We start from the raw sequence: 24,615 nt of genomic DNA, 5'->3' as shown, positions 1-24,615 counted from the left end.
AAGACGGCTGGATCGGGGAGAAGGCGACTGGTGGCGAATGAAACTCCACCGCTGTTCGGCAAGACCCGCTTCCTGGAGGGCCTGATCGATGAGTTCCTCGACAAGATCACCGAAGGGGTGATCGTGGGGGAGCTGGGCCTCAAGGCCTACCTCTGCGGCCAGGAAGGAGAGGAGATCTGCCTGGAGAAGCTGCACCAGCTGATCGAGATCAAGCGGCGTTGCAGCGAACTGCGCCGCACGATCGTGACCATGCTCTACACCGAGATGCTGCTGCCTGATGCCCGCGGCGATGTGCTGCGGCTGCTCGGCAGCCTGTTCGCCCTGCTCGATGACATGGGCGACGACTTCGAGGAGCTGATGATCGTGCAGCCCCAGCGGCTGCCAGAGTTCGGCGCGGATTTCGCCGAGCTCACGGCAATGGCGATCCGCAGCGTGCAGGCCGTGCTGGTGGCGGCACGCACCTTCTTCCGTACGCCGGCGGCGGTGCGCGAGCACATCAACGAGGTGCGGGTGTTCGAGGACGAAACCGACAAACTCGCCAGCCGCATCAAACGCCGGATCGTGGCCGCCGATCTGTGCTTCGAGCAACGCACGCTGCTGCGGGAAACCGCGGCCATGCTCGATGCCCTGGCCGACAAGGCGGAGAACATCGGCGACGACCTTTCCATCTTCGCGATCAAGCGATCCCTCTGAGCCGCCGCCTTGACCATGGCCCTGATCGTCACGCTCATCTTTCTCTCCAGCGGCCTGTTCCTGGGCTGGTCGATGGGCGCGAACGACGCCTCCAACGCCTTCGGCACCGCCGTGGCCACGCGGATGGTCCGCTTCCCCACCGCCGCCTTTCTCTGCAGCACGTTCCTGATCATCGGGGCGGTGACGAGCGGCAGCGGCGCCGCCGAGGGGCTCAGCCAGCTGGGCGCGATCAATGCGCTGCCGGGGGCGTTCACCGCCGCCCTGGCCGCCGCGCTCACGGTGGCCTGGATGAGCGCCGTGGGGCTGCCGGCCTCCACCGGCCAGGCGGTGGTGGGCTCGATCATCGGCTGGAACCTGTTCAGCGGCTCCCCCACCGACCTGGGCACATTGGGGCGGATCGCGGCCACCTGGGTGGTGTCGCCGGTGCTCGGGGCGATCTTCGCGATGCTGCTCTACAAGCTGCTGGTGGCGTGGATCAGCCTCACCAAGCCCCACCTGCTCTCGCTGGATCGCAACACCCGCAGCGGCCTGCTGCTGGCGGGGATCTTCGGCTCCTATGCGCTCGGCGCCAACGGCATCGGCAATGTGATGGGTTTCTTCGTGGAGGCCTCACCGTTCCGTGATCTCAATCTCGGGCCGTTTGAGGTGTCGTCGGTGGAGCAGCTGTTTCTGATCGGCGCCATCGCCGTGGCGGTGGGTGTGTACACCTATTCCCGCCGCGTGATGATGACCGTGGGTGACAGCCTGCTGACCCTCTCGCCCCTGGCGGCGCTGGTGGTGGTGGTGTCGCACTCGCTGGTTCTGTTTCTGTTTTCCTCCACGGCGCTGGAGAGCCTGCTGGCGGGCTGGGGGCTGCCCACGATTCCGCTGCTGCCGGTGTCGGGATCGCAGGCGGTGATCGGCTCGGTGCTGGGCATCGGCCTGCTGCAGGGCATGAAGGGGGTGCGCCAGATCCGCTGGGGGGTGCTGGGCGGCATCGCCTCCGGCTGGATCACCACGCCCTTGATCGCAGCGGTGATCGGCTTCGTGCTGCTGTTCGTGGTGCAGAACGTGTTCGGCCAGGAGGTGTACCAGGCGAGCCGGCCGCTGGCGGTGGCAGTGTTGGCGGCAGGTCCCGCTGCGCTCTGAATGTCAGCCCCTCCCACGGCGTCCGATCCCGCAGTGCTGCAGGCGGCGTTGTTTCAGTTCGCCATCGACGAGCTGGTGCGCCAGCACCGCAACAGCTTTCCGCCGCTGTGGACCACCGAAAGCTGGGCCAAATTGATGATCTGGCTGGCACTCAGCTGCGGCTGCAGCGGCGACGACGAGGGCCTGCGCCAGTTCGCGGCGGCGCTGGAGCCGGCCCTGGCCCGCCGGCTGCGGCAGACCTTCTTCGAGCGCACATTGGAGGACCTGGAGCTGCGCCTGCTGGCCGATCCGGCCGACAGCCAGGTGGTGGTGCTGCCGCTGCACCCCTCCGTGGCGCTGCCACCCGAGCGGGTAGCCGAAGCGCTGGCCCGCGTCGGGCTCAGCGAGCGGGTGGTAGCGGATCCAGCCGGCTGGAAGCAGCTGGAGGGTCTGGTGGCCGTGCCCTGGGCCCAAGCCAGCGAGGCTGCCCACTCATGAACCTGATCGGCACTTACCGCAACGCCGGCTATGCGGCACTCGCCGACGGCATCTGCGCCTTCTACGAACGCCGCACCGACCTGCAACGGCGTGGCGTCGCCTTCGGCGAACCGGAAGCCGGCGGCGGTGCGCCCGCCACACCCGCCAAGGTGTCGACCGACATCAGCCTGGTGGCGATCGACCGCAGCGATCCGGAGGCCTTCGCCCTGGCTGAGGTGATCGTGCGCGGCGTGAACGCCGGGCTGGAGCGCTACCTGCAGGAGCGTCCGCTGCTGCGCCAGTGCGCGCCAGAGCAGTCGCTGTTCGTGTTGCCGATCTTCAACCTGCAGCGCTACGCCCCCGGCGAAGCCTTCCACGCCTGGCACTGCGACTGGACCACCAGCGAAGAAGCCACCGAGCCGATCCGCCGCCTGCTGGCCTGGATCCTCTACTGCAACGACGTGCCCGACGGCGGCACCGAATTCCACTGGCAAGACCACCACGTGGAAGCCGTGAAAGGCACCCTGGCAATCTTCCCGGCAGGCATCTCCCACATCCACCGCGGCCGGGTGAGCCACGAGCACAGCAAGACGATCGCTACGGGCTGGATCAACGCTGGCCGGCGGGAGGATTACATCGCTCGGCTGGCGGCCGGCTGAGGGGCGGGGGGATGGGAAGGCTTTGGAATGGGCATGGCCCGTGGAGTGGTACGACCCGATAGCCCCAGGCCTTCGGCCCCAGTGTCAGTAGAACTTTGCGCTTCCGATCAGCCATTTTGCATGGAACTAACCACGCAGAGACTGGGCCCAGCATTCCAGATAGATTACGGCGAATAGGCTATCCACGGATCCGCATAAGATCCTATGGCGCATTCGCATCCAAGGGCAGAACCGTTGCCCCCAACCTGACTATTTGATCGCCGGGAGATGCAACTGGAGCGAGTTCGCCCTCAGCAGCATGAGACTTGGGATCGCATCAGTTCAGCCATGGCACAGCCCCCTCGGGGCCCTTCAAGGAGCTAAACACCGAGCCGGGCCAAGGCTTCCGCGTGGTTGAGCTTCAGGGCCCACAGCAACCAGTGCTCCGACCGCAGGTCAGCATTGGGTACCAGCGGCTTGTCTTCCCCTTGGGGAGTGAGGTGAGGTGCAGGGGGGGGTTATGCCGACAGTACCTTGGCATCGGCGGGACGGGGGGACTGGTTCAGGGGGAACGGTTCGGGGGTGGGGGCGGTGGCGGAGATAGGCATTGGCTATCAGTGTGTCAGTTGCGAATGCAGAGATTCAAGGACGTTTATGACATTTATGCTTCATTGGCCCTTGACAAATAGAGGCGGAGGGCATGCGGGCTGCAGAATCACGAAATTGCAGTTTTGAGCATGTTGCCATTCGTCATTGCAGGTGATAGATTGCCTGTAGATAAATGCAATGGCCTGGCGGCTGTCATCAAACAATGACCTATTCGTTAAGCCTCGAACAGGATGAACCTGGCATCTCACAAGAGATTGACCTTTTTATCAAGCATATCGACTCAATTGGCCATGTACTTCCAGGCATGGTTATTGCCGTTCAAGGAATGACAAAAAGTACGTTTGAAGAGCTAAAGAAGTTTGAAGACCTTCATTGCAAGATAGAAGAAGCTGAAAGCGAGCGAACGGTTACGGTACCTTATCTAAAGCTTAATAAGTGGAAAAAGCTTGCACGAAAACACGAGGATTTTGCACTTGCCAGCAAATTGCTGCCAAGAAGTTTAATTGTTTCTCTCGTTTCCCAGTACGATGCATATCTTGGAAGACTCCTGAGAGCTCTTTTTATTGGAAAGCCTGAGATCTTAAACAATTCAGAGAGAAAGCTTTCGTTTGAAGATATTGCCGGCCTAGCAAGCATTGACAACGCCCGGGATCTCATCTTGGAGAAGGAAGTAGAATCAATTCTTCGTTCGAGCCATGCAGATCAGTTTAAATGGATGGAAAACGCATTTAAGCTACCACTTGCAAAGGACTTGAAGTGTTGGCCTGCGTTCATTGAGCTGACAGAACGTAGAAATTTGTTCGTTCATACAGATGGCATCATATCTTCGCAATATCTATCTGCCTGCACAAAGCATGGATGCAAGATCGACGCATCCTTTGATGAAGGCATTACATTATGGGTTTCTGCAAAATACTTCCACGAAGCTCATGAATGCATCTTTGAAATTGGCACAAAATTGGGCCACGTATTGTGGAGAAAACTTTTCCCGAGCGATAGGGAGAGAGCCGATAAAAACCTTAACGATCTTACATATGATCTAATTGACCAAGGGCGCTACAATCTTGCAATATGTCTGTTGGATTTTGCCTTTGAAGAAATAAAGAAATACTCAAACGAAGCCTCAAAACTCTCCTTTCTGATTAATCGCGCGCAAGCTTACAAATGGAATGGAGATGAGAGGCAATGCAAGGAGATTCTAGATCAAATTGATTGGTCGGCTAAATCTGACAACTTCCAGCTTGCCAATGCTGTACTAACAGATAGATTTAGTGACGCCCAGGCGATTATGGAACGAATTGGAAAGAGTGGATCAATATCATCGAACTGCTACAGGGACTGGCCTTTATTCAAGAGGTTTAGAGAATCCGAAGTGTTTTTGACAGCATATAAAGCAGTCTTTGATGAAGAGTTTGCAACAAGTGCAGAGGCAGTTGCTATTGAGCCTCTTGCCGATGAAGCATCTGGAATCATTGAATCAGATGATAACGAATATCGCGTAGAGCATGTTCCCCCTTCAGTAATCCAGGATGCAGGTGACTGACTTGATCATCATGATCAATACGAAATGAGTATCTTCTGCTGCTTTCAATGTGCTAATGCGGTAGCTCTGCTGAGTGGCGTCTTGGTAACCTTGTAATTGGAGCCACCCTCGGCGATGGAATCATCTCTCCATCTTAGCTGAATGTACTCACTGGACTGTTCTCTAGACCTACTTAGGAGCTAAAACTGGGTTTCAATTATGGACATGTCAAAATTGCCGCCATTCCCCGGGTACGTAACTTCAAAACAGTTCCTTCCATCCTTTCAAACTCTCTTTAAGGATCTCGGAGATCAAGACGCATGTATCCAGCTACAAGAAGTTTCTCAGCGCTTTCTTGAAGATACCGCTAGAAATACTAGATCAAGTGCAGATGAATTTCTTAAGTCTCTTTATCAAGATTTCCAAGTTCCACACGGCACTTATCACTTTAGCACAATGAGAAGTGTAGCATACCACTCATTTATTATCCTCACTCATGCAGCCTTTGAGGCCGCGCTTAAAGAAGCAATCAAACAACATTGTATCTTATACCGGGTCGAAGGATGGGAAAAGAAAGTGGGAGGCAAGGACCTTGCGCCAATGCAGCAACTTGAACATAATCTTTCCTCCTCTATAAAGTCTAGGCTTGTTGCGGCTCCAGAGTATCGCCTAATCGAGTATTACAGGCATCTTAGAATTGCTAGCTCACATCGAACGCAAGAGACAAGCGAAAAGGCGGTTCGCGCCTTTTCAAAAATCAAAGAGACTGACATACTTCATTTTAAGAAATATCTTCACGCAGGCGACGCCCCTAACGCCCCAGCTGGTCTTTCCTTTGATGACTTCAAGCTATTTACTAGGGCGATTAAATACTATAGCAACCTATTAAATGAAGCGCTTGCGTAATCAATGCTAGTCACGGAATATTCGATGGTGCTTTACGGGCACATCTACGGGGTGGCTATATCATATCAACTGATTCTGCGCAGCAAAGAACAGCGCCTTGGCTCATTACATACGATGGACTTTTAGCTTGCTGATTTAGATGATGCTGGATGTTGTGATAGTGATCCAGAATTGGCGAGAGCCATATCTAAGTGACCTACAGAAGACTTCTTTCTGCTTGAAACGTGGTTCTGTTGCTCGTAAACTAGAAATCTTCTTCAAGTGATTGCCCTAATTCTGATACGATTTGCACGAGAGATTCGGCAGGCCGCCTCTTCGAAAGATTATCGTCATGCATCGCATATATTTAATCCCCTCTGCCATCCTTAACTACACCACCCCCACCCCTCCTTGACCACCGCCTCAGCCCCTGACCTCACCACACCCAACTCCGTCGACGACCTCACCGACGAGTTCCTCGGTGCGCTCGCTGCCCTGGGCGGCTCAGCCGGCAACGGCCGCCTGCGGGAAACCTTGGAGTGGGACGAGTCCACCTACGAAGCGGTGAAGGCGGATCTGCTGAGCCGCCGACTGATCGCGCCCGGTCGAGGCCGAGGTGGCTCGGTGGCCCTGGCGGATGGGTCGGCTGTGGAAGCCTTCGGCAACGGCCAAGCCGCCAGCCGCGCCCCCCGCACTCGCGCCCCCAACGGTTCCCGCGCCGCCTCGGCCCCCAGTTCCTTCGAGCAGGCGTTCCGCGCCATCGACGACTGCCTGCGCAAGGAGGCCGGCTGCGGCACCGAGCTCGACTACACCGAGCAGACCTCCTGGCTGCTGTTCCTCAAGTATCTCGACGGGCTCGAAGACGACCGGGCCGCCGTGGCCGCCCTGGAGGGCCGCGCCTACAGCCCGATCCTGGAGGAGCCCTACCGCTGGAGCCGCTGGGCGGCGCCGAAGAACGCCAGCGGCCAGCTGGATCACCACGCATCCCTCACCGGCGACGACCTGCGCGATTTCGTGAACGTGCGCCTGTTCCCCTACCTGGAGCGCTTCAAGCAGAGCGCCAGCGGGCCGAACACGATCGAATACAAGATCGGCGAGATCTTCGGCGAACTGCGCAACAAGATCTCCAGCGGCTACAACCTGCGCGAAATCATCGATGGGCTCGATGGCCTGCGCTTGCGCTCCCAGGCCGAGAAGCACGAACTCTCGATGCTCTATGAGGAGAAAATCAAGCGCATGGGCAACGCCGGCCGCAACGGCGGTGAGTACTACACGCCCCGGCCGCTGATCCGAGCGATTGTGCAGGTGGTGAACCCGCAGATCGGTGAGTCGGTCTACGACCCAGCCGTGGGTTCCGCCGGCTTCCTGTGCGAAGCGTTCGAATTCATGCGCAAGGGCGGATCCACAGGGGCCGAACTCAGCACCGCCGATCTGGACACGCTGCAGAACCGCACCTTCACCGGCAAGGAGAAAAAGAGCCTCGCCTATGTGATCGCGATCATGAACATGATCCTCCATGGCATCGAGGCGCCCAAGGTGCTGCACACCAACACCCTCACCGAAAACCTCAGCGATGTGCAGGAGCGCGACCGCTTCGATGTGATCCTCGCCAACCCACCGTTCGGCGGCAGCGAACGCAAGGAGGTGCAGCAGAACTTCGAGATCCGTACCGGCGAAACGGCGTTTTTGTTTCTGCAGCACTTCATCCGCCTGCTGCGGGCCGGCGGCCGCGCCGGTGTGGTGATCAAGAACACGTTTCTCTCCAACACCGACAACGCCTCGGTGGCCCTGCGCCAGAAGCTGCTGTCCGACTGCAACCTGCACACGGTGCTCGACTGCCCCGCCGGCACCTTCCAGGGGGCGGGGGTGAAAACGGTGGTGCTGTTCTTCGAGAAGGGTGCGCCCACCCGCAAGGTGTGGTTCTACCAGCTCGATCCCGGCCGCAACATGGGCAAAACTAAACCGCTTAACGACCGCGACCTGGCGGAGTTCGTGGAGTTGCAGCAGTCGTTTGCCGATTCGCCGAAGAGCTGGAGCGTGGATGTGGACTCCATCGATCTAGAGAGCTGGGATCTGTCGGTGAAGAACCCCCACGGGGGTGAGCCAGTGGCGCGGCGGAGTCCACAGGAGATCATGAACGAGATTGCGGCGCTGGATGCGAAAAGCACGGAGGTGCTGGGGAGGATCAGGGCGTTGGTATGAGGGAGGGTTGGCAGATCAAGAAGGTGAGCGAGATTGCCAAGCATTCGCTCGGCAAGATGCTGGATAAGGCGAAGAACAAGGGTGAGCCCAAACCGTATCTACGAAACCTCAACGTCCGATGGTTCGACTTTGATTTGTCCGACGTTCTTAAAATGCCATTTCTCCCGATGGAGGTGGAGAAATACACCGCCGTCAAAGGCGACGTGCTCATTTGCGAGGGCGGTTATCCGGGTCGCGCAGCCATCTGGGAACAGGACGAACCCATCTACTTTCAGAAGGCGCTTCATCGCGTGCGCTTTCATGAGCCTGAACGAAACAAGTGGTTCATCTATTACTTGCTTTCGAAGGATCTCGATGGAACGCTGAAGAACCATTTCAACGGTGCAGGTATCCAGCACTTCACTGGCGAAGCACTGGCGCAGTTTCCCGTTCCCCTACCCCCTCTCCCCGAACAGCACCGAATCGTCGCCCTGCTCGACGAAGCGTTTGCGGGTCTCGCCATCGCCAAAGCCAACGCCGTACAGAACCTCCAGAACGCCCGCGCGATCTTTGAGAGTCATCTTCAATCCGTTTTCAGTGAGCGGGGGGAGGGGTGGGTGGAGAAGGAGCTCTGCGAAGTATGCACACTAATCAACGGACGAGCATACAAGAAGGATGAGATGCTTAGCGCTGGACCATATCCTCTTCTTCGCGTTGGAAACTTTTTCAGTAATCGGGACTGGTATTATTCTGATCTTGAGCTTGAAGCAGACAAGTATTGCGATAAGGGCGACCTGCTCTATGCCTGGTCAGCTTCTTTTGGTCCGCGAATCTGGGATGGAGATAAGGTGATTTATCATTATCATATTTGGAAGGTGCTTCCGAAGAAGACGATCGTTGAAAAGCGATTTCTTCTGTATCTTCTTGAGTGGGACGTTGATCAGATCAAGCTCGCTCACGGAACCGGGACAACAATGATGCACGTCAGCAAAGGCTCGATGGAGAGTCGAGTAGTTCCAATCCCACCACTGCACCTGCAATCTGGCATTGTTTCGAAGCTCGATTCTTTGAGAGAAGAAACCCAACGCCTTACCCGCCTCTACGAACGCAAACTCGCCGCCCTGGAGGAACTGAAGAAGTCCCTCCTGCACCAGGCGTTCAACGGCGAGCTCTGAGCTCCAGGCTTTGGCCTCCAGTTCATCGTGCCTTCCGCCAGCCAACCCGTTCAGACGCTGCCATGGCGGCTGCCGTGTTTTCACTCTGCCCGGACGCACGGTCGACCTGCTTGCACCTCGCCGTGCCGCCTTACCGGTAGTGATACCGGCAGGCCAGGATCACAAGAAGCTCACCATCCAACCGGTAAACCAGGCGATGTTCCTCGTCGATGCGACGCGACCAGCACCCAGCCAGGTTTTCCCGCAGAGGCTCGGGTTTGCCGATGCCATCGAAGGGATCGCGCAGGCAGGCCTGGATCAGCTGGTTGATGCGTCGCAACTGCCTGCGGTCCTGGCTCTGCCAGTGGAGGTAATCGTCCCAGGCGGCAGCCGTCCAGGCCAGTCGCTCAATCGCCGGCATCGGCCAGATCCGGATCGATCAGCCCATGGGAGAGGAGCTCCCCACGCCCGGCCTGCTCCAGCGACCGCTGCAGATGGGCCGAATTGGCCGGGGAACGCAGCAGGTGCACGGTTTCCATCAGGCTGTTGTACGTGTCGAGCGACATCACCACCGCCCCCTTGGCGTGCCGCCGGGTAATCAGGGTCACGTCCGCATCGGCCTCCACCCGATCCAGCACGGCCTTGAAGCTCTCCCGGGCCTCCGAAAAGCTGACCACCTGCATGGCGTTGTCCAATAGCCTGTACATCAGGATAATCAGGTGCCCGGTGTGAGGGTGGAGCCAGAGCTTGAGCGCCAGATGGGCAAAACCCGCAGCGCCTGCATCCGCGAGGCCGTCAGCCACGATCTGGCCCGCCATGGCAACGCTGGCGAGGCACTAAGGCAGTCGGAACACCTCGCCCAGGTGGAGCCGCCGCACTGGAGTGAGCAGCTGCCCGACTGGAACGACTGGACCGCATGACACCAGCTGTTCTCTGTCGCGGATCGCTGGCTTCAGGCCCATCCCAGCGTCACTCTCTGCCCGCTCACCAGCACCCTCCGGCAGGCTCCCCTGGTGCGGATCGCCGTGGAGCCCTCTGGGCGCAATGGCCTGCGCAAGCCCTCCCAGCTGATGGTCGACAAACTCTTCACCGTGCCGGTCCAGGCGGTGGGTGAGGTGGTGGGGCAGCTGGAGCCCCAGGTGCTCGTGGATCTGGTTCTGGCCCTGCGGGGTTGGCTGGAGCTCCCCTGACGGCTCCCGCGCCCAGCCACCGTGGCCACGGAACTGACCCACGACCTTGTGTTCGTCGTTTCCTGCATCGACCGGCCAGCTTTTCCTGCATCAGAAGCTCCATTTTTCCTGCATTAGGATTCCGGCATCTTCTGCATTGGCTGCTGCCGCATGGCCTCCGGCTACCGCCCCCGCATCGCCGACGGCGAGCTGCGCGCCTGCCTGGGCTCCGCCGGAGCGGTGGTGATCGAAGGCCCAAAAGCCTGCGGCAAGACCCGCATGGCCCAGCAGCTGGCCGGCTCCACGGTGCTGCTGGATGTGGACACCGCCGCCCGCCAGGCGCTGGCGGTGGATCCGGCCCTGGTGCTGGCGGGTCCCCGGCCGCGCCTGCTGGATGAGTGGCAGGTGGAGCCGGCGCTCTGGAATCTGGTGCGGCGGGCCGTGGATGCCGTCGAGGCGCCTGGGCAATTTCTGCTCACCGGTTCGGCGGTGCCGGCCGATGACGCCGAGCGCCACACCGGGGCGGGCCGCTTTTCGTTTCTGCGGCTGCGGCCGATGAGCCTGGTGGAAAGTGGCGCCGGCCACGGCGGCGTCTCGCTGGCGGCGCTGCTGGAGGGGGAGCCGCCGAGCTGCGCCGATCCAGGGCTGGGAGTGGCAGATCTGGCCGAGCTGGTCTGCCGCGGCGGCTGGCCGGCCCAGCTGGAGCGGCCCCTGGCGGCGGCATCCCGAGCCGCCCGCGACTACCTGGAGCAGGTGCGCCAGGTGGACGTGCAGCGGGTGGATGGGCGGCGGCGGGATCCCCAGCGGCTGGGGGCCCTGTTGCGCTCCCTCGGCCGCAACGTGGCCACCGAGGTGAGCCTGGCCACCCTGGCGGCCAATGCCGGCGGCGCCGATGGGCCGCTCGACCCGCGCACCGTGGCCGATCACCTGCAGGCCCTGGAGCGGTTGATGGTGCTGGAGAACCAGGTCGCCTGGCGGCCCCATCTGCGTTCGAAAGCGGCCCTGCGCCAGGCACCCCGGCGCCACTTCTGCGACCCCTCCCTGGCGGTGGCGGCCCTCGGCGGAAGCCCCGATCGCCTGCTCAAGGATCTGGAGTGGCTGGGGTTGCTGTTCGAGTCGTTGGTGATCCGCGACCTGCGGGTGCTGGCCCAGGCGCTCGAAGGCGAGGTGTTCCACTACCGCGACGACTACGGCGTTGAGGTGGACGCGATCGTGCAGCTGCGCGATGGCCGTTGGGGCGCGATCGAGATCAAGCTCGGCCCGGGCCAGGTGGACGTCGCCTCCGCTGGCCTGCTGCGCTTTCGCCAGCAGATCGATACGCGCCGCACCGGAGAACCCGCCTTCCTGGCGGTGGTGTGCGGCAGCGGCTATGGCTACCGACGGGCGGATGGCATCAGCGTGGTGCCTGTTGGAGCGCTAGGGCCGTGATCAGGCAGGAGGCAAAGCCAGGCAACCCACGCCAAACTAGGCCCACGCCGCCCACGGCCCGCCTCTCCAGCTATTGCCCCGGCCAGAAACTCCATGACCGCTGATCTGCTCGATCACGTGGCCTCGCAGATCGGATGAACGAGGCTGAAACCCGCGCTGAGCTGATCGATCCGCTGCTGGTGGCGGCCGGTTGGGGCGTGGTGGAGGGCAGCCGCATTCGCCGCGAGTTCCCGATCGCTCCTGGTCGCATTGAAGGGGGCGGACGCCGAGGCAAGTGCCTCAACGCCGATTACGTACTCAGCTACCGCAACACCGCCCTGGCGGTGGTGGAGGCCAAGGCCGATTCCCTGCCGCTCACCGAAGGCGTGGGCCAGGCCAAGGAGTACGCCGCCAAGCTCCAGCTGCGCTTCACCTACGCCAGCAACGGCAAGGGCATCTACGCCATCGACATGGATTCGGGCGAGGAGGGGGAGGCCGAAGGCTTCCCCAGCCCCCAGGAGTTGTGGGCGCGCACCTTCGCCGAAGAGAACGCCTGGCGTGATCGCTTCGCCGCCATCCCCTTCCCCGACAAGGGCGGTAGCTGGCAGATCCGCTTCTACCAGGAGATCGCCGTGAAGCGGGTGCTGGAGGCGATCGCCTCCGGCCAGAACCGCATCCTGTTGACGCTCGCCACCGGCACCGGCAAGACCTCGATCGCCTTCCAGATCCTCTGGAAGCTGTTTGCCGCCCGCTGGAATCTCTCTGGCGAACCCACGCGCCGGCCGCGCATCTTGTTTCTGGCCGATCGCAACAACCTCGCCGATCAGGCCTTCAACGATTTCACCGCCTTCGCCACCTTCGAGGAGAACGCCCTGGCGCGGATCGAACCCGATGACCTCCGCAAGAAAGGCCGGGTGCCCACCAACGCCAGCGTGTTTCTCACCATCTTCCAGACCTTCATGAGCGGTCCGCCGGTGGACGGCAAGCCCTCTCCCTGGTTCGGCCAGTACCCGCCTGATTTCTTTGATGTCATCGTGATCGATGAATGCCACCGAGGTGGCGCCAACAACGAATCCACCTGGCGCGGCATCCTCGAGTACTTCGCCCCCGCCGTGCAGCTGGGCCTCACCGCCACCCCCCGCCGCGCCGGCAACACCGACACCTACGCCTACTTCGGCGAGCCGGTGTATAGCTATTCGCTCAAAGAGGGCATCAACGACGGCTTTCTCACCCCCTTCCGCGTCAAGCAGATCACCACCACCCTCGACGAGTACGTCTACACCCCCGACGACACGGTGGTGGAAGGGGAGATCGAAGCCGGCAAGCTCTACAAGGAGGCCGATTTCAACCGCATCATCGAGATCGAGCAGCGCGAGCGCCAGCGGGTCGAGATCGTCATGGCTCAGATCGATCAGCGCCAGAAGGCGATCGTGTTCTGCGCCACCCAAGACCACGCCCTGGCGATCCGCGACCTGATCAACCAGCTCAAGAGCAGCACGGATCCCAACTACTGCCAGCGAGTCACCGCCAATGACGGCGAACTGGGCAACACCTGGCTGCGGGCCTTCCAGGACAACGAGAAGACGATTCCCACCATCCTCACCACGTCGCAGAAGCTTTCCACCGGCGTGGATGCCCGCAATGTGCGCGCCATCGTGCTGCTGCGGCCCGTGAACTCGATGATCGAGTTCAAGCAGATCATCGGCCGTGGCACCCGCCTGTTCGACGGCAAGGATTACTTCACGATCTACGACTTCGTGAAGGCCCATCACCACTTCAGCGATCCGGAGTGGGATGGGGAGCCGTTGGAGCCTGAGCCTGTCGCGCCCAAGGCTGTGGTTCCTGATGGCGAACCCGATCCTCCCAAGGAGGGTGATGATGAGCCAGAAGGGCCCAAGGCCCGCCCCGTCAAGGCCCGCATCAAGTTGGGCGATGGCAAGGAGCGCTCGATCCAGCACATGCTGGTGACGTCCTTCTGGCATCCCGATGGCCGGCCGATGAGCTCCCAGCAGTTCATCGAGCTGCTCTACGGCCAGCTGCCGGAATTCGTGAAGGATGAGGCCGAGCTGCGGCAGCTCTGGAGTGCGCCCGACACCCGCCGCAAGCTGCTGCAGGGGCTGGAGGAGAAGGGCTTTGGCGCTGATCAGCTGGCGGAGATGCAGCGGATCATTGAGGCCGAGAACAGCGATCTGTTCGATGTGCTGGCCCATGTGGCCTATGCCCTGCCACCCGTTCCCCGCCAGGAGCGTGCAGAGAACGCCCGCCTCTATATCCACTCCCGCTTCACCAGCAAGCAGCAGCTCTTCCTGGATTTTGTTCTCCAGCACTATGTGACGATGGGCGTGCAGGAGCTGGCCCAGGAGAAGCTCACACCGTTGCTGCAGCTCCGCTACCAGAACTCTATTGCTGACGCCGTTGCCGATCTGGGAAGGCCAGAACAAATCGGCCAGCTCTTTTCAGGGTTCCAGAGGTATCTTTACGAGTGTGCCGTTTGATCCATTCTGCTTCCAGAAAGCCTGTCATCAAGAATAGACGGCGCCTTACGCAACCATGCGCCTAGCCTGCCACCGAATCGGGGTAACCCCACTTGATGGCCCACCCGTCAGCTCGTGGCGGACAGTGAACCCGCGGCGTTAGCGACACAAGAACAGAAGAAACGGAATAGAACTTCCGAGCTAAGATCCTGCTTAAGCGCCACGCCAGCCTCGCTCATGAACGTTGAAGAGCGTTTCTTTGCATTCGACCGTGGAGAGATTCCTTCTTGCTCGGCCGAAGGAGTGTTCGCGTACTTGCCTACCCCCTCACAGGAACACCCATTCAGACCATTCCCCTGGTTCCCCCCCGCCGAATAGCCATCAGCTGCAGCCCACCTCAAACCCACTCACCCAACCGCGCGCCACAACCATCGGCAGCAACACGGCGGCATCCACGCGCAGCTGCCCTTCCACCTCCAGTGAGTTGCTGCCTGGATCCAGCTCGCTGCAGAGCTTGCCAAAGCTCGTTCTGGCAGCAAAACCCTGCAACAGCTGCCACGCTCCAGCGTCAAGCCGCTCCATGCGCGTGTTCACGCCATCCCTCCTGGTAAGGAGCGTCGCGCCGCCCTGATCCAGATCAATCGGTTCGGGATCCGTGGCGTCTGGCTGGTTGGCGGCCCAGATCAGGTCCACCGGATAGGCCGAGGCCAGCAGCGCGCTGGCTTGAGGCAGCTGGAACACCAGGTGTTCCCACTGCTCTGGAGCCACGCGGGAGAGGGCCGTCAGGTCGAGGCCGTTCTCATCGGGGGCATTGAACACCCGGTGCCATTGGGGTGAAGGCGCGCAGAAAGGCCGGTAGCTCGCCGCCGTAATCCCCCAGATCCGGTGAGGTGGAAGCGTGTTCGGTTGCGTAGCGACCGGCCATGGCCGCAAAGAAGGGCTCACCCACCAGGCGCTCACAGACGGGATCGATCTCCAAAGGAGCCCTTGTATGCCCCAAGGCCTCCTTCCGGCCAGGTGATGGCGAGCGATCGGCTGACGCGTCAAGCTGCAGAGCCTGACCTGTACTCCGCATGCGCAGAGAACGCGCTGCCGGTGAGTTCGATATCGCTACGCGCGATGCCGGCCTTCTTTGCCGCGAGCTTCCATCCATCGATGGCACTCACAACATCCTCAACAATCTGCCCTCCGCGTTCTTCCTCCAGCCCATAGAACAGCGCGGTGGATAGCACCGTTGTGAGACTCGGCCGGTTGTCCGAGTCGTCGATGTTGAGGACGTGTTCTGCCTCATCGACGTTGGGGTTCACGTCGAAGGCAGGTGCGAGACGCCAGCCGTTATCGGCCAGCACAAATCCGTGGTTGCGCAGATGGTCGTCGCGATTGCCGATCGCCACATTGAATGTGACGCGCCGGAACAACTGCTCCAGGTCAGCACTCGTATGCGCACCATCGCCTCGCGTCCGAAGGAGCTGGGCCAGTTCCAGATAGCTTGCGCCCTCGCTTTGCTCCTTGCGAAGCAAGGTCATCGCGGAGGCATAGAAGCGCCGCATGCCCTTGGCGCGGTCGAAGCGCTGCACGCAGAACGTATGGAACTCGTTGCTCAACCGCACGACCTTGGCTTCTGGCACGTCCACGCCGGCTTTCTGCGCCAAGCCGTGCACAACGTGTTCCCAGGCGCCGACGTCCCGGTCGTCGTTTCGTGCCGGGAACTTGCCGATCCAAAGCGAACCGTCTGCGTCCGTAAAGTTGGCTTTCGGGCGTGCACCACCCAAGGACGCACCCGGTGCAACCAGCACGGCCAACCACTTGCGCAGCTCGTCCAGGTCGTCGATGCGCCGGTCGCTGAGCTGATACGCGACCGCCTCCAGATCCCGCAGCGTGGTGACGGGCGGTGCGGCCATCTTCTCGTTGCCCAGGAACTCCTGCGTTCCGACCCCCCGAAAGCGCAGGCCGCCTTGCCGGGTGAAGTCCTGGACTCCGAGCAGGAAGTCCCACGCGTACAGCGTCCGCGGAGGGCGTTTCTCGTCCTTGGCTTGCAGGGCCTCGCGACGCTTCATCAATGTCTGGCCCCAACGGTCCGGGGATGAGTCCAGAAAGATGCCGAAGTTACCCAACTCGGGATTGGGAAAGAACGGTGCTTTGTCCAGCGACAGGTCCGGGTCGATCGAGAACGCGCGTGCGTCGTTGAGCCACGCTTGTTCGTAGTGGAAGCGGATCTGCCCACGGTCATGCGCCAGGGTGCCGACCCGGCAGGGCGGCCCCAGGTCACAGTCGAGCCAGACCTCTACGGCGTTGTCCTGGCCGCTCATGATGCGTTCCCCGTGCCGTTCATGCGGCCGCCAGGAGCCTTGGGTGCATCGGCGGAGGCTTGTCTGCGCCGCGCCAGTGATGCGGGCGGTTTGAAGACCAGGTCTTGCAACCTGCGGCCCACCTTGTCGTCTGCCGCCAAAGCATTGAAGTCGGCTTCAAGCCCGAGCACCGCCATCACGCGCAGGTAAGTGCCCAAGGTGGCTCCCGGGTCGCCCGCCTCCACTTTGTAGAGCGACGTTCTGGAGATGCCGGCCCTCTGCGCCACGACGGCGTTGCTCAGCTTGCGCCGCAGGCGTGCGAGCCTCAGCCGCTCGCCCAACTGGGAAAGCAGCCATTGCTCCTGCGGGAAGACGACCGGGGGCTTGCTTGGCATTCAGCCATTATGGACATTCTTCAGAGCAAATGTCCATAATGGCGGACTTTTGCATGGAATCGGCTGCGTGCAGGCAACTTTCTCGCAGTTCCTGCGCCGTAATCCCCCAGATCCGGTGAGCTGGAAGCGTGCGCGTTCACGTAGCGGCCGCCCCCGCAAGCCGCCCTCACCGCTTGGCTCGCCGTCCTTTGAGAGCATGGGCGGATCTCCCTGACCCCAGCTGTGACCGAGGCCTCCGCCGCCCCCAGCCCTGATGGCGCCGCTGCCGCCGAGGCCCTGGCCCTGCCCAAGACCTACGACCCCAGGGGCACGGAAGCCCGCTGGCAGGCGGCCTGGGAGGCGGCGGGCGCCTTTCACCCCGACCCCAACGCTCCCGGTGAGCCGTTTTCGGTGGTGATCCCGCCGCCGAACGTGACCGGCAGCCTGCACATGGGCCACGGCTTCGAGACGGCCCTGATCGACACGGTCGTGCGCTTCCAGCGCCTGCAGGGCAAGAACGTGCTGTGCCTGCCCGGCACCGACCACGCCTCGATCGCGGTGCAGTCGATCCTGGAGAAGCAGATCAAGGCGGAAGGCGGCAGCAAGGACGACCTGGGCCGCGACGCCTTCCTTGAGCGCGCCTGGGCCTGGAAGGCCGAGAGCGGCGGCACGATCGTGGGTCAGCTGCGGCGGCTCGGCTATTCGGTGGATTGGCGGCGCGAGCGCTTCACGCTCGATCCCGGCCTCAACAAAGCGGTGGTGGAAGCCTTCGTACGGCTGCACGAGCAGGGGCTGATCTACCGGGGTGAATACCTGGTGAACTGGTGCCCGGCCTCGGGATCGGCGGTGAGCGATCTGGAGGTGGAGATGAAGGAGCTCGACGGGCACCTCTGGCACTTCCGCTATCCACTCACCGAGGGCGCTGCAGGTGACGCCGCTGGTGACGCCGCCGGCCTGGATCATCTGGTGGTGGCCACTACCCGCCCCGAAACCCTGCTGGGCGACACCGGCGTGGCCGTGCACCCCACCGACCCCCGCTACGCCGCCCTGGTGGGCCGCACGATCACCCTGCCGCTGGTGGGTCGTCAGATCCCGATCGTGGCCGATGCGCATGTGGATCCGGCCTTCGGCACCGGCTGCGTCAAGGTCACCCCCGCCCACGACCCCAACGACTTCGCGATCGGGGCCCGCCACGGCCTGCCGCTGATCACCGTGATGGCCAAGGACGGCTCGATGAACGCCGCCGCCGGCCGCTTCGCCGGGCTGGATCGCTTCGAGGCGCGCACGGCGGTGGTGGCGGCGATGGAGGCGGAAGGGTTCCTGGTGAAGGTGGAGCCCCACCGCCACAGCGTGCCCTTCTCCGATCGCGGCAAGGTGCCGGTGGAGCCTCTGCTCTCCACCCAGTGGTTCGCGCGGGCTGAGCCGCTGGCCGCCCGCTGCCGCGCCGCGCTCGATCAGGGCGAACCGCGCTTCGTGCCGCAGCGCTGGGAGAAGGTCTACCGCGACTGGCTCACCGACATCCGCGACTGGTGCATCAGCCGCCAGCTCTGGTGGGGCCACCGCATTCCCGCCTGGTTCGTGGTGAGTGAAACCGGCGGTGTGATCAGCGACGCCACCCCCTACGTGGTGGCCCGCGACGCCGAGGAGGCCCAGGCCAAGGCCGAGGCCCAGTTCGGCGCCGCCAGCCGGGCGGCGGGCCGCGCGCTGCAGCTGGAGCAGGACCCCGACGTGCTCGACACCTGGTTCTCCAGCGGCCTCTGGCCCTTCTCCACCCTCGGCTGGCCCGATGCGAACGCCGCCGATCTGGCCACCTGGTATCCCACCAGCGTGCTGGTCACCGGCTTCGACATCATCTTTTTCTGGGTGGCGCGCATGACGATGCTGGCCGGTGCCTTCCTGCAGGAAGACGGCGTGCCGGTGGGCGGCCGCGACACCTGGATCCCCTTCCGCGACGTGATGATCCATGGCCTGGTGCGGGATGAGAACAACCGCAAGATGAGCAAGAGTGCCGGCAACGGCATCGATCCGCTGCCGTTGATCGAGCGCTACGGCGCCGATGCCCTGCGCTTCGCCCTGGTGCGCGAAGTGGCCGGCGCCGGCCAGGACATCCGCCTCGACTACGACCGCGCCAGCGGCAATTCGGCCACGGTGGAAGGGGCGCGCAACTTCGCCAACAAGCTCTGGAACGCCACCCGCTTCGCCCTGATCAACCTGGGCGGCGAAACGCCCGCCAGCCTTGGAGAGCCGGATCCGGCGGCATTGACCCTGGCCGATCGCTGGATCCTGTCGCGGCTGGCGCGGGTGAACGGCGAAACGGCGGAGCGCTACACCAGCTACGCCCTGGGCGAAGCCGCCAAGGGCCTCTACGAGTTCGCCTGGAACGAGGTGTGCGACTGGACGATCGAGCTGCTCAAGAGGCGCCTCAACCCCCGCCCCGCCGTTGAAGGCGAGCCGCTCAGCGCTGAAGTGATGGCGGATCAGCGCGTGGCCCGCCAGGTGCTGGCCAAGGTGCTGAACGAGCTGCTGGTGCTGCTGCACCCCCTCATGCCGCACCTGAGCGAGGAGCTCTGGCACGGGCTCACCGGCGCCCCCGAAGGCACCTTCCTGGCGCTGCAGGCCTGGCCGGCGGTGGACGCCGCCGCTCTTGATGCGTCGCTGGAAGCCCAGTTCGCCGAACTGATCGAAGCGATCCGGGTGGTGCGCAATCTGCGCGCCGTGGCGGGGCTCAAGCCCTCACAGGCCGCGCCGGTGGTGTTCCTCACCGGCCGGCCGGAGCTGGCCACCGTGCTGCGCGCCGGCAGCGGCGACATCACCGCCCTCACCCGGGCGGCGTCGGTGGAGGTGCGCGAAACCAGCACCACCGACGCGGCCGGCAGCACCCCCATGAGCGCCCGCTGCCTGGCGGCGGTGAGCGGCGAGCTGCAGGTGCTGCTGCCAATCGAGGGCCTGGTGGATCTCGACGCCCTGCGCGGCCGGCTGGAGAAAGACATCGCCAAGGCCGAGAAGGAGATCAAAGGCCTGGCCGGCCGCCTGGCCAACCCCAACTTCGCCGGCAAGGCGCCGCCGGAGGTGGTGGCCGAGTGCCAGGCCAACCTGGCCGAAGCCGAAGCCCAGGCTGCCCTGGCCCGGCAGCGGCTGGCGGATCTGGACTGAGCCAGCGGCGCTCACTTAGAGCCAGCGGCGCTTTCGGAAATAGAGGAGCAGCAGCACACCGGTCGACACCATCACCGCCCACACCAGGAAATAGCCCTCTTTCCACTCAAGCTCGGGCATGTTTTTGAAGTTCATGCCATACACACCGGCAAGGAACGTGAGGGGGATGAAGATCGTGGAGATCACGGTGAGCACCTTCATCACTTCGTTCATGCGGTTGCTGAGGCTGGAGAGGTAGGTGTCGTGCAGGCTGGCCAGGGAATCGCGTGAGGTTTCCACCATGTCGATCGCCTGCACGGTGTGGTCGTAGAGATCGCGCCAGAACACATTGGTGCGCTGGCCCAGCAGATCCGATTCGCTGCGCACGATCGCCCCCACCACCTCCCGCAGCGGCCACACGGCCCGGCGCAGGGCGAGCATGTGCTGCTTGAGGCGGTGGATCTTGTGGATATCGCCCGGCTTGGGGTGGCTCATCACCTCGTCATCGATCAGTTCCACCCTCTCGCCGATCTGCTCCACCGCCAGCACGTAGTGGTCCACCACGGCGTCCATCAGGCAGAAGGCCAGGTAGTCGGCCGGCATCTTGCGGATGCGGCCGCTGGCCGTGCGCAGACGCTTGCGCACACTTTCAAACACATCGCCCTCGTCCTCCACGAACGAGAGCACCCAGATGGGTCCGAGGATCAGGCTCACGTGCTCGACCGTCACCCCCCGGTCATCTCCCGCGTTGTCGAGCATCTTCATCGCCAGGAAGGCATAGCCGTCGAACTCCTCCCACTTCGGCCGTTGGGAGGTGTTGGCGATGTCTTCGCGGGTCAGCGGGTGCAGATCAAAGGCATCGCCCAGTTGCTCAATCAGAGCGGTGTCGTGGATGCCGTTCACGTTGATCCAGCTGATCATCGGCCCGGCGAGGCAGGCGCGGCAGGTGTCCATGTCCGCGCGATGCCACTACTGGATCGTCTCGGCGTTGAATTGGAGGATGTCGATGCTGGCCAGCTCGCGCCGCTGACGCCCAACGAACACCGTGGTGCCGGGCACCTGGAAGGCAGATTCGCTGCTGTCGCTGAGCGCCCTGCCCTTGCTCTTGCCCTTGCCGCTCGTTCCCAGGCTGCTCCTGCTCACCATCCTGTTGCCGAGCTGTTGATAGGGGATTCTGTGCCCGCTGCCACCCACGTGCAGCAGCTTCTTGCTTCTGATGAAGTTTGCGGCTAGCAAGGCCCAGATCCCTGGACTGGATTGCAGTTGCCGCCCGGTGGGGCCTGGACGTTGACCTTCAAAAAGCCAACAATGCGTCTGCGAGCTTGCGGGCCTCCTTCTGGGCTTGCCGTGTGAAGCAAACGCCCCTTCTCACCAGCCCGGCTGATCCCTGAGCTCTTCCACCGGCACAGCCAGGCCCTCGCGGATGGATTCGCGCATGCCCGTCATCGAGAGCAGATGGAGGGTCTCCTGGATGGCCTGCCAAGCCGATTGCGAGAGCAGCACGGCATTCCCGCCTTTGCCTGTGATCTGCACTGGTTCGTGGGAAGCGGTCACCTCATCGATGAGCGCATACAGCCGCTTGCGGGCTTCCCGGACGGAAAGGCTGGCCATCGGAAGTCGTCTGGCAGCAGCTCACATTAATGCGTCCTTTTTGGGCTCCGACCGGCGGCTTCCGATGCCACTTTTGGCGGCACAGGCGCGGAGACAGAAGCTCGGACGGCGCGGGGGCGGCCAGCAGCTGGCGGAACTGGGGCGGGGGCGCCAGGCGGATCTGGACTGAGCCCGAACCGCCCAGGATGCACAGGTACATCCATGCTGGCCATGGCCACCACCCGCCTGTTTCGCAACGGCCATTCCCAGGCGGTGCGCATCCCGGCTGAGCTGGCCTATGCGCGCAACGACCTGGAGCTCGAAATCGAGCGGGTCGGGGATGAATTGCGCATCCGCCCTGCGGGCAAGCCGATCACCGGAGCTCTGGCGGCCCTGGCCAGCTTTTCGCCGGATTTCCTGGCAGCAGGCCGCGGCGGTCAGGAGCAGGCGGAGCGGGAGCAGCTGTGACGGGCACGGCTGTGAGCAGAACAGCTGTGAGGGGCGCTTGATCAGCCAGCCATGAGCCTGCGTCCCCTCTACCTGCTGGACACCAACATCTGCCTCTACCTGATGAAACACCAGCCCCCCCAGGTGGCAGAGCGCTTTGCTCGCTGCCTCGTGGGAGAGGTGTTGATCTCGGCCATCACCGCAGCAGAGCTGGAGGTCGGCGTGATCGCCTCAGGGGACCAGGCGGAACACAACCGCCTGGCTCTGCAGCGGTTTTTACTGGAGGTGCCGGTCGCCCCTTTCGATGGCCGCGCCGCCGGCGCCTATCGCCCCATGCGCCTGGCCAGCCGCGAACGGCGCCGCGATGCACTCGACAAACTGATCGCCGCCCATGCCCTCGCACTGGGCGTCACGCTGGTGACCAACAACCTGGCCGACTTCCGGATCTATCCGGGCCTCGACGTCGAGAACTGGGTGGCGGAAGCCGGGAGTGGCGAAGATCCGCAGGGCTGAGCCAGGACGTTGGCCGTGAAGGGCGAGGGCGAGGGCATGGCGTGGTCAAGAACGGCGAGGTGAGCTGTGCTCAACTGCGGCGGAGCAAGCCGCGCTCAGCTGCGCCTCGCCGCCACTGGCCTACAGCCCCTTGCGATCGAGCGCGTCCGCCAGGCGGGTCACCGCTGAGGCCAGCTGGGCCTGCACATCGGGGACAGCGGCCGCCTCGGCCTTGGCCTCCTCCTTGCGCCTGGTGGCCTCGATGGCCTTGACGATCAGGAACACCACGAAGGCGATCACGATGAAGTTGATCAGCGCCACGATCACGGCGCCGGCCGGCCAAGAATTGATCGAATCGACGTTGGCCGCCTTCAGGGCAGGGGTGAGCAGGCTGCCCATCACCAGGCTCACCACCGCATCCACCACCTTGCCGAAGGCGCCACCGATCACCACCGCCACGGCGAGATCGACCACATTGCCCTTGTTGATGAAAGCCTGGAAATCGGCCAGGAAACTGGAGCGGCTGGGGCCATCACGGATGAGCAGAAGGTCGCCGACAACCTACGTGTGAAGCCACCTGAGCGCCCTCCATCCCTCCCGATCCCTCCCCATCGGCTCCCAGCCTGGGAGCGCCGGTGAGCTACAGGCGGGCCATCGCCCTCACCACGGACCCAGCGGCCCTGGCCTTCCTGCGAGGGCGATGCCCGTAGCCAGGGGCGGCGGGGGAGCGGGCGTGCCAGCAGCAGCAGCGGCCATGCCGGCGGCCAGGCCCCGACCGGCGCGCAGCACGAAGTCGGCGGCGCGGCCGTACACCGCCGCTTTCCAGGCCGGTGTGTCGACGTAGAAGGCCTGCTGCATCTGCGCCTGGATCGGCGCGCGATGGGCGGTGTCACGGCCGGGAACCGCATGCAGCCAGCTGTCGGCGCGCAACGCCCCCAGCACTTCCAGGATCGGGCGGGTGCCGAACTCCAGCGCCAGATAGGTGACCGCGGTGGCGGGCTCCAGGGCACGGAACGCCCCGACCATGGCGCCGGAGATGGGCGCGGAGGCCGAACGCTGGCCCGCCGCCGGGAGCTGATCCTCCAGCGCCAGAGCCGCCAGCAGGCCTTCGTGCAGGCCCTCATCAAGGGCGGCAGGCGCCTCGCCCTCGCTGCTGCGGGTGACCTCCGGGCCATACCAGCGCACCGCCCGCGCATACCCGTCGCCGGCATGGATCGGCTCGCCGTAGCCCATCGGGCCGAGGCCGGTGTGGATGTCGAGCACCGCCAGCTGGGCCAGGCCGGCGGGGATGTGCTCCCGCAGCAACTGGCGCAGCATCCGGTTCGACCAGCACGGCTCGGTGCCGCCATAGAACAGACCCGTGGGGCGGGTGTACTGGCCGCGCTGCAACAGGGCCTGATAAGCGGGAATGCCATCCGCCGCAATACGCTGCAGCAGCGCCGCATCGGCCTGCTCCCGGACCGGGCCATCCCACTCCGCAGGCACGAGCAGGTCGTGCACGGCCTCGTAGGCGGAGCCGTCCGGCAACGGCGCGCTGAAATCGCGGAAGTTGCGGTTGAGGTCGATGCTGTCCTCGTTCACCCGGCGGCGCCAGGCGAAGCCATAGGGGTTGAGGGCATGGATCAGCAGGGTGGCGGTGCCAGGCGGCAGCGCGTCGTGCAGGCGATCGGTGAGATACCCCACCTGCACACCCGATCCGCAGAATCCCTCCACCCCGTGGGTGCCGGAGATCAGCAACAACATCGCCCGCGGCGGGGTCTCGCCCGCCAGCAGGGCCACATCGATGGAGAGCGGTTCGCCGTCCGGACCGAGCTGGCCGGGCAGGCGATGGGACGTGAGCCGGGCGCCAGCCCCGCCGGCGGCCGTGAGGAACCTGGCGCGGGCATCGACGTAGCTGGAGGCGAAGAAATCGCAGGTGGACATGGGAGAGTCCGCCGGTGACAACGGCGGGAGGCGGCGCTGAATAGGGAGGGGAA

General features: G+C 63.2%; 26 protein-coding genes. 15 read left to right on the top strand and 11 right to left on the bottom strand.

Going from position 1 to position 24,615, the window contains the following annotated elements; genetic code table 11:
* The first annotated feature begins 30 nt into the window (after positions 1 to 30).
* The 8 genes from KBY97_RS05965 (at position 31) to KBY97_RS05930 (ending at position 9,287) form a co-directional block, all read left to right on the top strand.
* The gene (locus KBY97_RS05965; protein ID WP_255145779.1) at positions 31 to 693 is read left to right on the top strand and encodes a DUF47 family protein; all 663 of its coding nucleotides are present in this window, start codon (positions 31 to 33) and stop codon (positions 691 to 693) included.
* Positions 694 to 708: 15 nt separating this feature from the next.
* The gene (locus KBY97_RS05960; protein WP_255145947.1) at positions 709 to 1,821 is read left to right on the top strand and encodes an inorganic phosphate transporter; all 1,113 of its coding nucleotides are present in this window, start codon (positions 709 to 711) and stop codon (positions 1,819 to 1,821) included.
* Positions 1,822 to 2,298: a protein phosphatase gene (locus tag KBY97_RS05955; RefSeq protein WP_255145778.1), complete on the top strand. Its 477-nt coding sequence runs from the start codon at positions 1,822 to 1,824 to the stop codon at positions 2,296 to 2,298.
* On the top strand, positions 2,295 to 2,936 hold the full coding sequence (locus KBY97_RS05950; protein WP_255145777.1) for a 2OG-Fe(II) oxygenase: 642 nt from the start codon (positions 2,295 to 2,297) through the stop codon (positions 2,934 to 2,936). The genes KBY97_RS05955 and KBY97_RS05950 overlap by 4 nt, the downstream gene beginning before the upstream one ends.
* Before the next feature lie 790 nt (positions 2,937 to 3,726).
* Entirely contained in the window at positions 3,727 to 5,067 is a 1,341-nt protein-coding gene (locus KBY97_RS05945; protein WP_255145776.1) for a hypothetical protein, read from the top strand.
* A gap of 204 nt (positions 5,068 to 5,271) precedes the next feature.
* Positions 5,272 to 5,952 (top strand): hypothetical protein, encoded by a 681-nt coding sequence (locus tag KBY97_RS05940; protein ID WP_255145775.1) that lies wholly within the window; start codon positions 5,272 to 5,274, stop codon positions 5,950 to 5,952.
* A 390-nt stretch (positions 5,953 to 6,342) separates the two neighbouring features.
* On the top strand, positions 6,343 to 8,133 hold the full coding sequence (locus tag KBY97_RS05935; RefSeq protein ID WP_255145774.1) for an N-6 DNA methylase: 1,791 nt from the start codon (positions 6,343 to 6,345) through the stop codon (positions 8,131 to 8,133).
* Positions 8,130 to 9,287, top strand: a complete 1,158-nt coding sequence (locus KBY97_RS05930) for a restriction endonuclease subunit S (protein WP_255145773.1) — start codon at positions 8,130 to 8,132, stop codon at positions 9,285 to 9,287. The genes KBY97_RS05935 and KBY97_RS05930 overlap by 4 nt, the downstream gene beginning before the upstream one ends.
* Before the next feature lie 130 nt (positions 9,288 to 9,417).
* On the opposite strand, the gene KBY97_RS05925 is transcribed toward KBY97_RS05930, so the two are convergent.
* Positions 9,418 to 9,687 carry a Txe/YoeB family addiction module toxin gene (locus KBY97_RS05925; RefSeq protein ID WP_255145772.1) on the bottom strand — a complete coding sequence of 90 codons (270 nt, stop codon included), beginning with the start codon at positions 9,685 to 9,687 and terminating at the stop codon, positions 9,418 to 9,420.
* Positions 9,674 to 9,949: a type II toxin-antitoxin system Phd/YefM family antitoxin gene (locus KBY97_RS05920; protein WP_399217421.1), complete on the bottom strand. Its 276-nt coding sequence runs from the start codon at positions 9,947 to 9,949 to the stop codon at positions 9,674 to 9,676. Before KBY97_RS05920 ends, KBY97_RS05925 begins: the two co-directional genes overlap by 14 nt.
* A gap of 51 nt (positions 9,950 to 10,000) precedes the next feature.
* Here KBY97_RS05920 and KBY97_RS05915 point away from each other — a divergent pair, with 51 nt between their 5' ends.
* The 4 genes from KBY97_RS05915 (at position 10,001) to hsdR (ending at position 14,337) form a co-directional block, all read left to right on the top strand.
* Positions 10,001 to 10,186 carry a hypothetical protein gene (locus KBY97_RS05915; protein WP_255145770.1) on the top strand — a complete coding sequence of 62 codons (186 nt, stop codon included), beginning with the start codon at positions 10,001 to 10,003 and terminating at the stop codon, positions 10,184 to 10,186.
* A gap of 6 nt (positions 10,187 to 10,192) precedes the next feature.
* Entirely contained in the window at positions 10,193 to 10,456 is a 264-nt protein-coding gene (locus tag KBY97_RS05910; protein WP_255145946.1) for a type II toxin-antitoxin system PemK/MazF family toxin, read from the top strand.
* Positions 10,457 to 10,606: 150 nt separating this feature from the next.
* Positions 10,607 to 11,863: an ATP-binding protein gene (locus KBY97_RS05905; protein WP_255145769.1), complete on the top strand. Its 1,257-nt coding sequence runs from the start codon at positions 10,607 to 10,609 to the stop codon at positions 11,861 to 11,863.
* A 134-nt stretch (positions 11,864 to 11,997) separates the two neighbouring features.
* The gene (hsdR, locus tag KBY97_RS05900) at positions 11,998 to 14,337 is read left to right on the top strand and encodes an EcoAI/FtnUII family type I restriction enzme subunit R (protein WP_255145768.1); all 2,340 of its coding nucleotides are present in this window, start codon (positions 11,998 to 12,000) and stop codon (positions 14,335 to 14,337) included.
* 360 nt (positions 14,338 to 14,697) lie between these two features.
* On the opposite strand, the gene KBY97_RS05895 is transcribed toward hsdR, so the two are convergent.
* From KBY97_RS05895 to KBY97_RS05880, 4 genes are all read right to left on the bottom strand, one after another.
* A complete protein-coding gene (locus tag KBY97_RS05895; RefSeq protein WP_255145767.1) occupies positions 14,698 to 15,135 on the bottom strand; it encodes a hypothetical protein in 438 nt (145 codons plus the stop codon).
* The gene (locus KBY97_RS05890; protein WP_255145766.1) at positions 15,116 to 15,295 is read right to left on the bottom strand and encodes a DNA-binding domain-containing protein; all 180 of its coding nucleotides are present in this window, start codon (positions 15,293 to 15,295) and stop codon (positions 15,116 to 15,118) included. The genes KBY97_RS05895 and KBY97_RS05890 overlap by 20 nt, the downstream gene beginning before the upstream one ends.
* A gap of 64 nt (positions 15,296 to 15,359) precedes the next feature.
* The gene (locus KBY97_RS05885; RefSeq protein WP_255145765.1) at positions 15,360 to 16,625 is read right to left on the bottom strand and encodes a type II toxin-antitoxin system HipA family toxin; all 1,266 of its coding nucleotides are present in this window, start codon (positions 16,623 to 16,625) and stop codon (positions 15,360 to 15,362) included.
* A complete protein-coding gene (locus tag KBY97_RS05880; RefSeq protein WP_255145764.1) occupies positions 16,622 to 16,999 on the bottom strand; it encodes a helix-turn-helix domain-containing protein in 378 nt (125 codons plus the stop codon). Before KBY97_RS05880 ends, KBY97_RS05885 begins: the two co-directional genes overlap by 4 nt.
* Positions 17,000 to 17,221: 222 nt before the next feature.
* Between KBY97_RS05880 and KBY97_RS05875 the strand changes: the two genes are divergently transcribed.
* A complete protein-coding gene (locus KBY97_RS05875) occupies positions 17,222 to 20,131 on the top strand; it encodes a valine--tRNA ligase (protein WP_399217367.1) in 2,910 nt (969 codons plus the stop codon).
* Between the two features lie 15 nt (positions 20,132 to 20,146).
* Here the strand turns inward: KBY97_RS05875 and corA are convergent, their stop codons facing one another.
* The 3 genes from corA to KBY97_RS05860 form a co-directional block, all read right to left on the bottom strand.
* Positions 20,147 to 21,064 carry a magnesium/cobalt transporter CorA gene (gene corA, locus KBY97_RS05870; protein WP_255145763.1) on the bottom strand — a complete coding sequence of 306 codons (918 nt, stop codon included), beginning with the start codon at positions 21,062 to 21,064 and terminating at the stop codon, positions 20,147 to 20,149.
* Positions 21,065 to 21,079: 15 nt separating this feature from the next.
* A complete protein-coding gene (locus tag KBY97_RS05865; protein WP_255145762.1) occupies positions 21,080 to 21,256 on the bottom strand; it encodes a hypothetical protein in 177 nt (58 codons plus the stop codon).
* 222 nt (positions 21,257 to 21,478) lie between these two features.
* Positions 21,479 to 21,721 (bottom strand): type II toxin-antitoxin system Phd/YefM family antitoxin, encoded by a 243-nt coding sequence (locus KBY97_RS05860; protein WP_255145761.1) that lies wholly within the window; start codon positions 21,719 to 21,721, stop codon positions 21,479 to 21,481.
* A 210-nt stretch (positions 21,722 to 21,931) separates the two neighbouring features.
* Between KBY97_RS05860 and vapB the strand changes: the two genes are divergently transcribed.
* Complete coding sequence (vapB, locus tag KBY97_RS05855) at positions 21,932 to 22,168, top strand: type II toxin-antitoxin system VapB family antitoxin (RefSeq protein ID WP_255145760.1); 237 nt, start codon at positions 21,932 to 21,934, stop codon at positions 22,166 to 22,168.
* Positions 22,169 to 22,219: 51 nt separating this feature from the next.
* Positions 22,220 to 22,660 carry a type II toxin-antitoxin system VapC family toxin gene (locus KBY97_RS05850; protein ID WP_255145759.1) on the top strand — a complete coding sequence of 147 codons (441 nt, stop codon included), beginning with the start codon at positions 22,220 to 22,222 and terminating at the stop codon, positions 22,658 to 22,660.
* 120 nt (positions 22,661 to 22,780) lie between these two features.
* Here KBY97_RS05850 and mscL read toward each other — a convergent pair whose 3' ends face one another.
* Both mscL and KBY97_RS05840 read right to left on the bottom strand, forming a co-directional pair.
* Positions 22,781 to 23,179, bottom strand: coding sequence for a large conductance mechanosensitive channel protein MscL (gene mscL, locus KBY97_RS05845; protein WP_255145944.1), 399 nt, complete (start codon positions 23,177 to 23,179; stop codon positions 22,781 to 22,783).
* Between the two features lie 120 nt (positions 23,180 to 23,299).
* A complete protein-coding gene (locus tag KBY97_RS05840; protein WP_255145758.1) occupies positions 23,300 to 24,562 on the bottom strand; it encodes a M14 family metallopeptidase in 1,263 nt (420 codons plus the stop codon).
* Positions 24,563 to 24,615: the final 53 nt, after the last annotated feature.

Source organism: Synechococcus sp. ATX 2A4 (genome assembly GCF_024346375.1).
Classification (GTDB): Bacteria; Cyanobacteriota; Cyanobacteriia; order PCC-6307; family Cyanobiaceae; genus MW101C3.
Note: the sequence above shows the minus strand (reverse complement) of the source record. Positions and strands in the feature narration are given on the sequence as shown.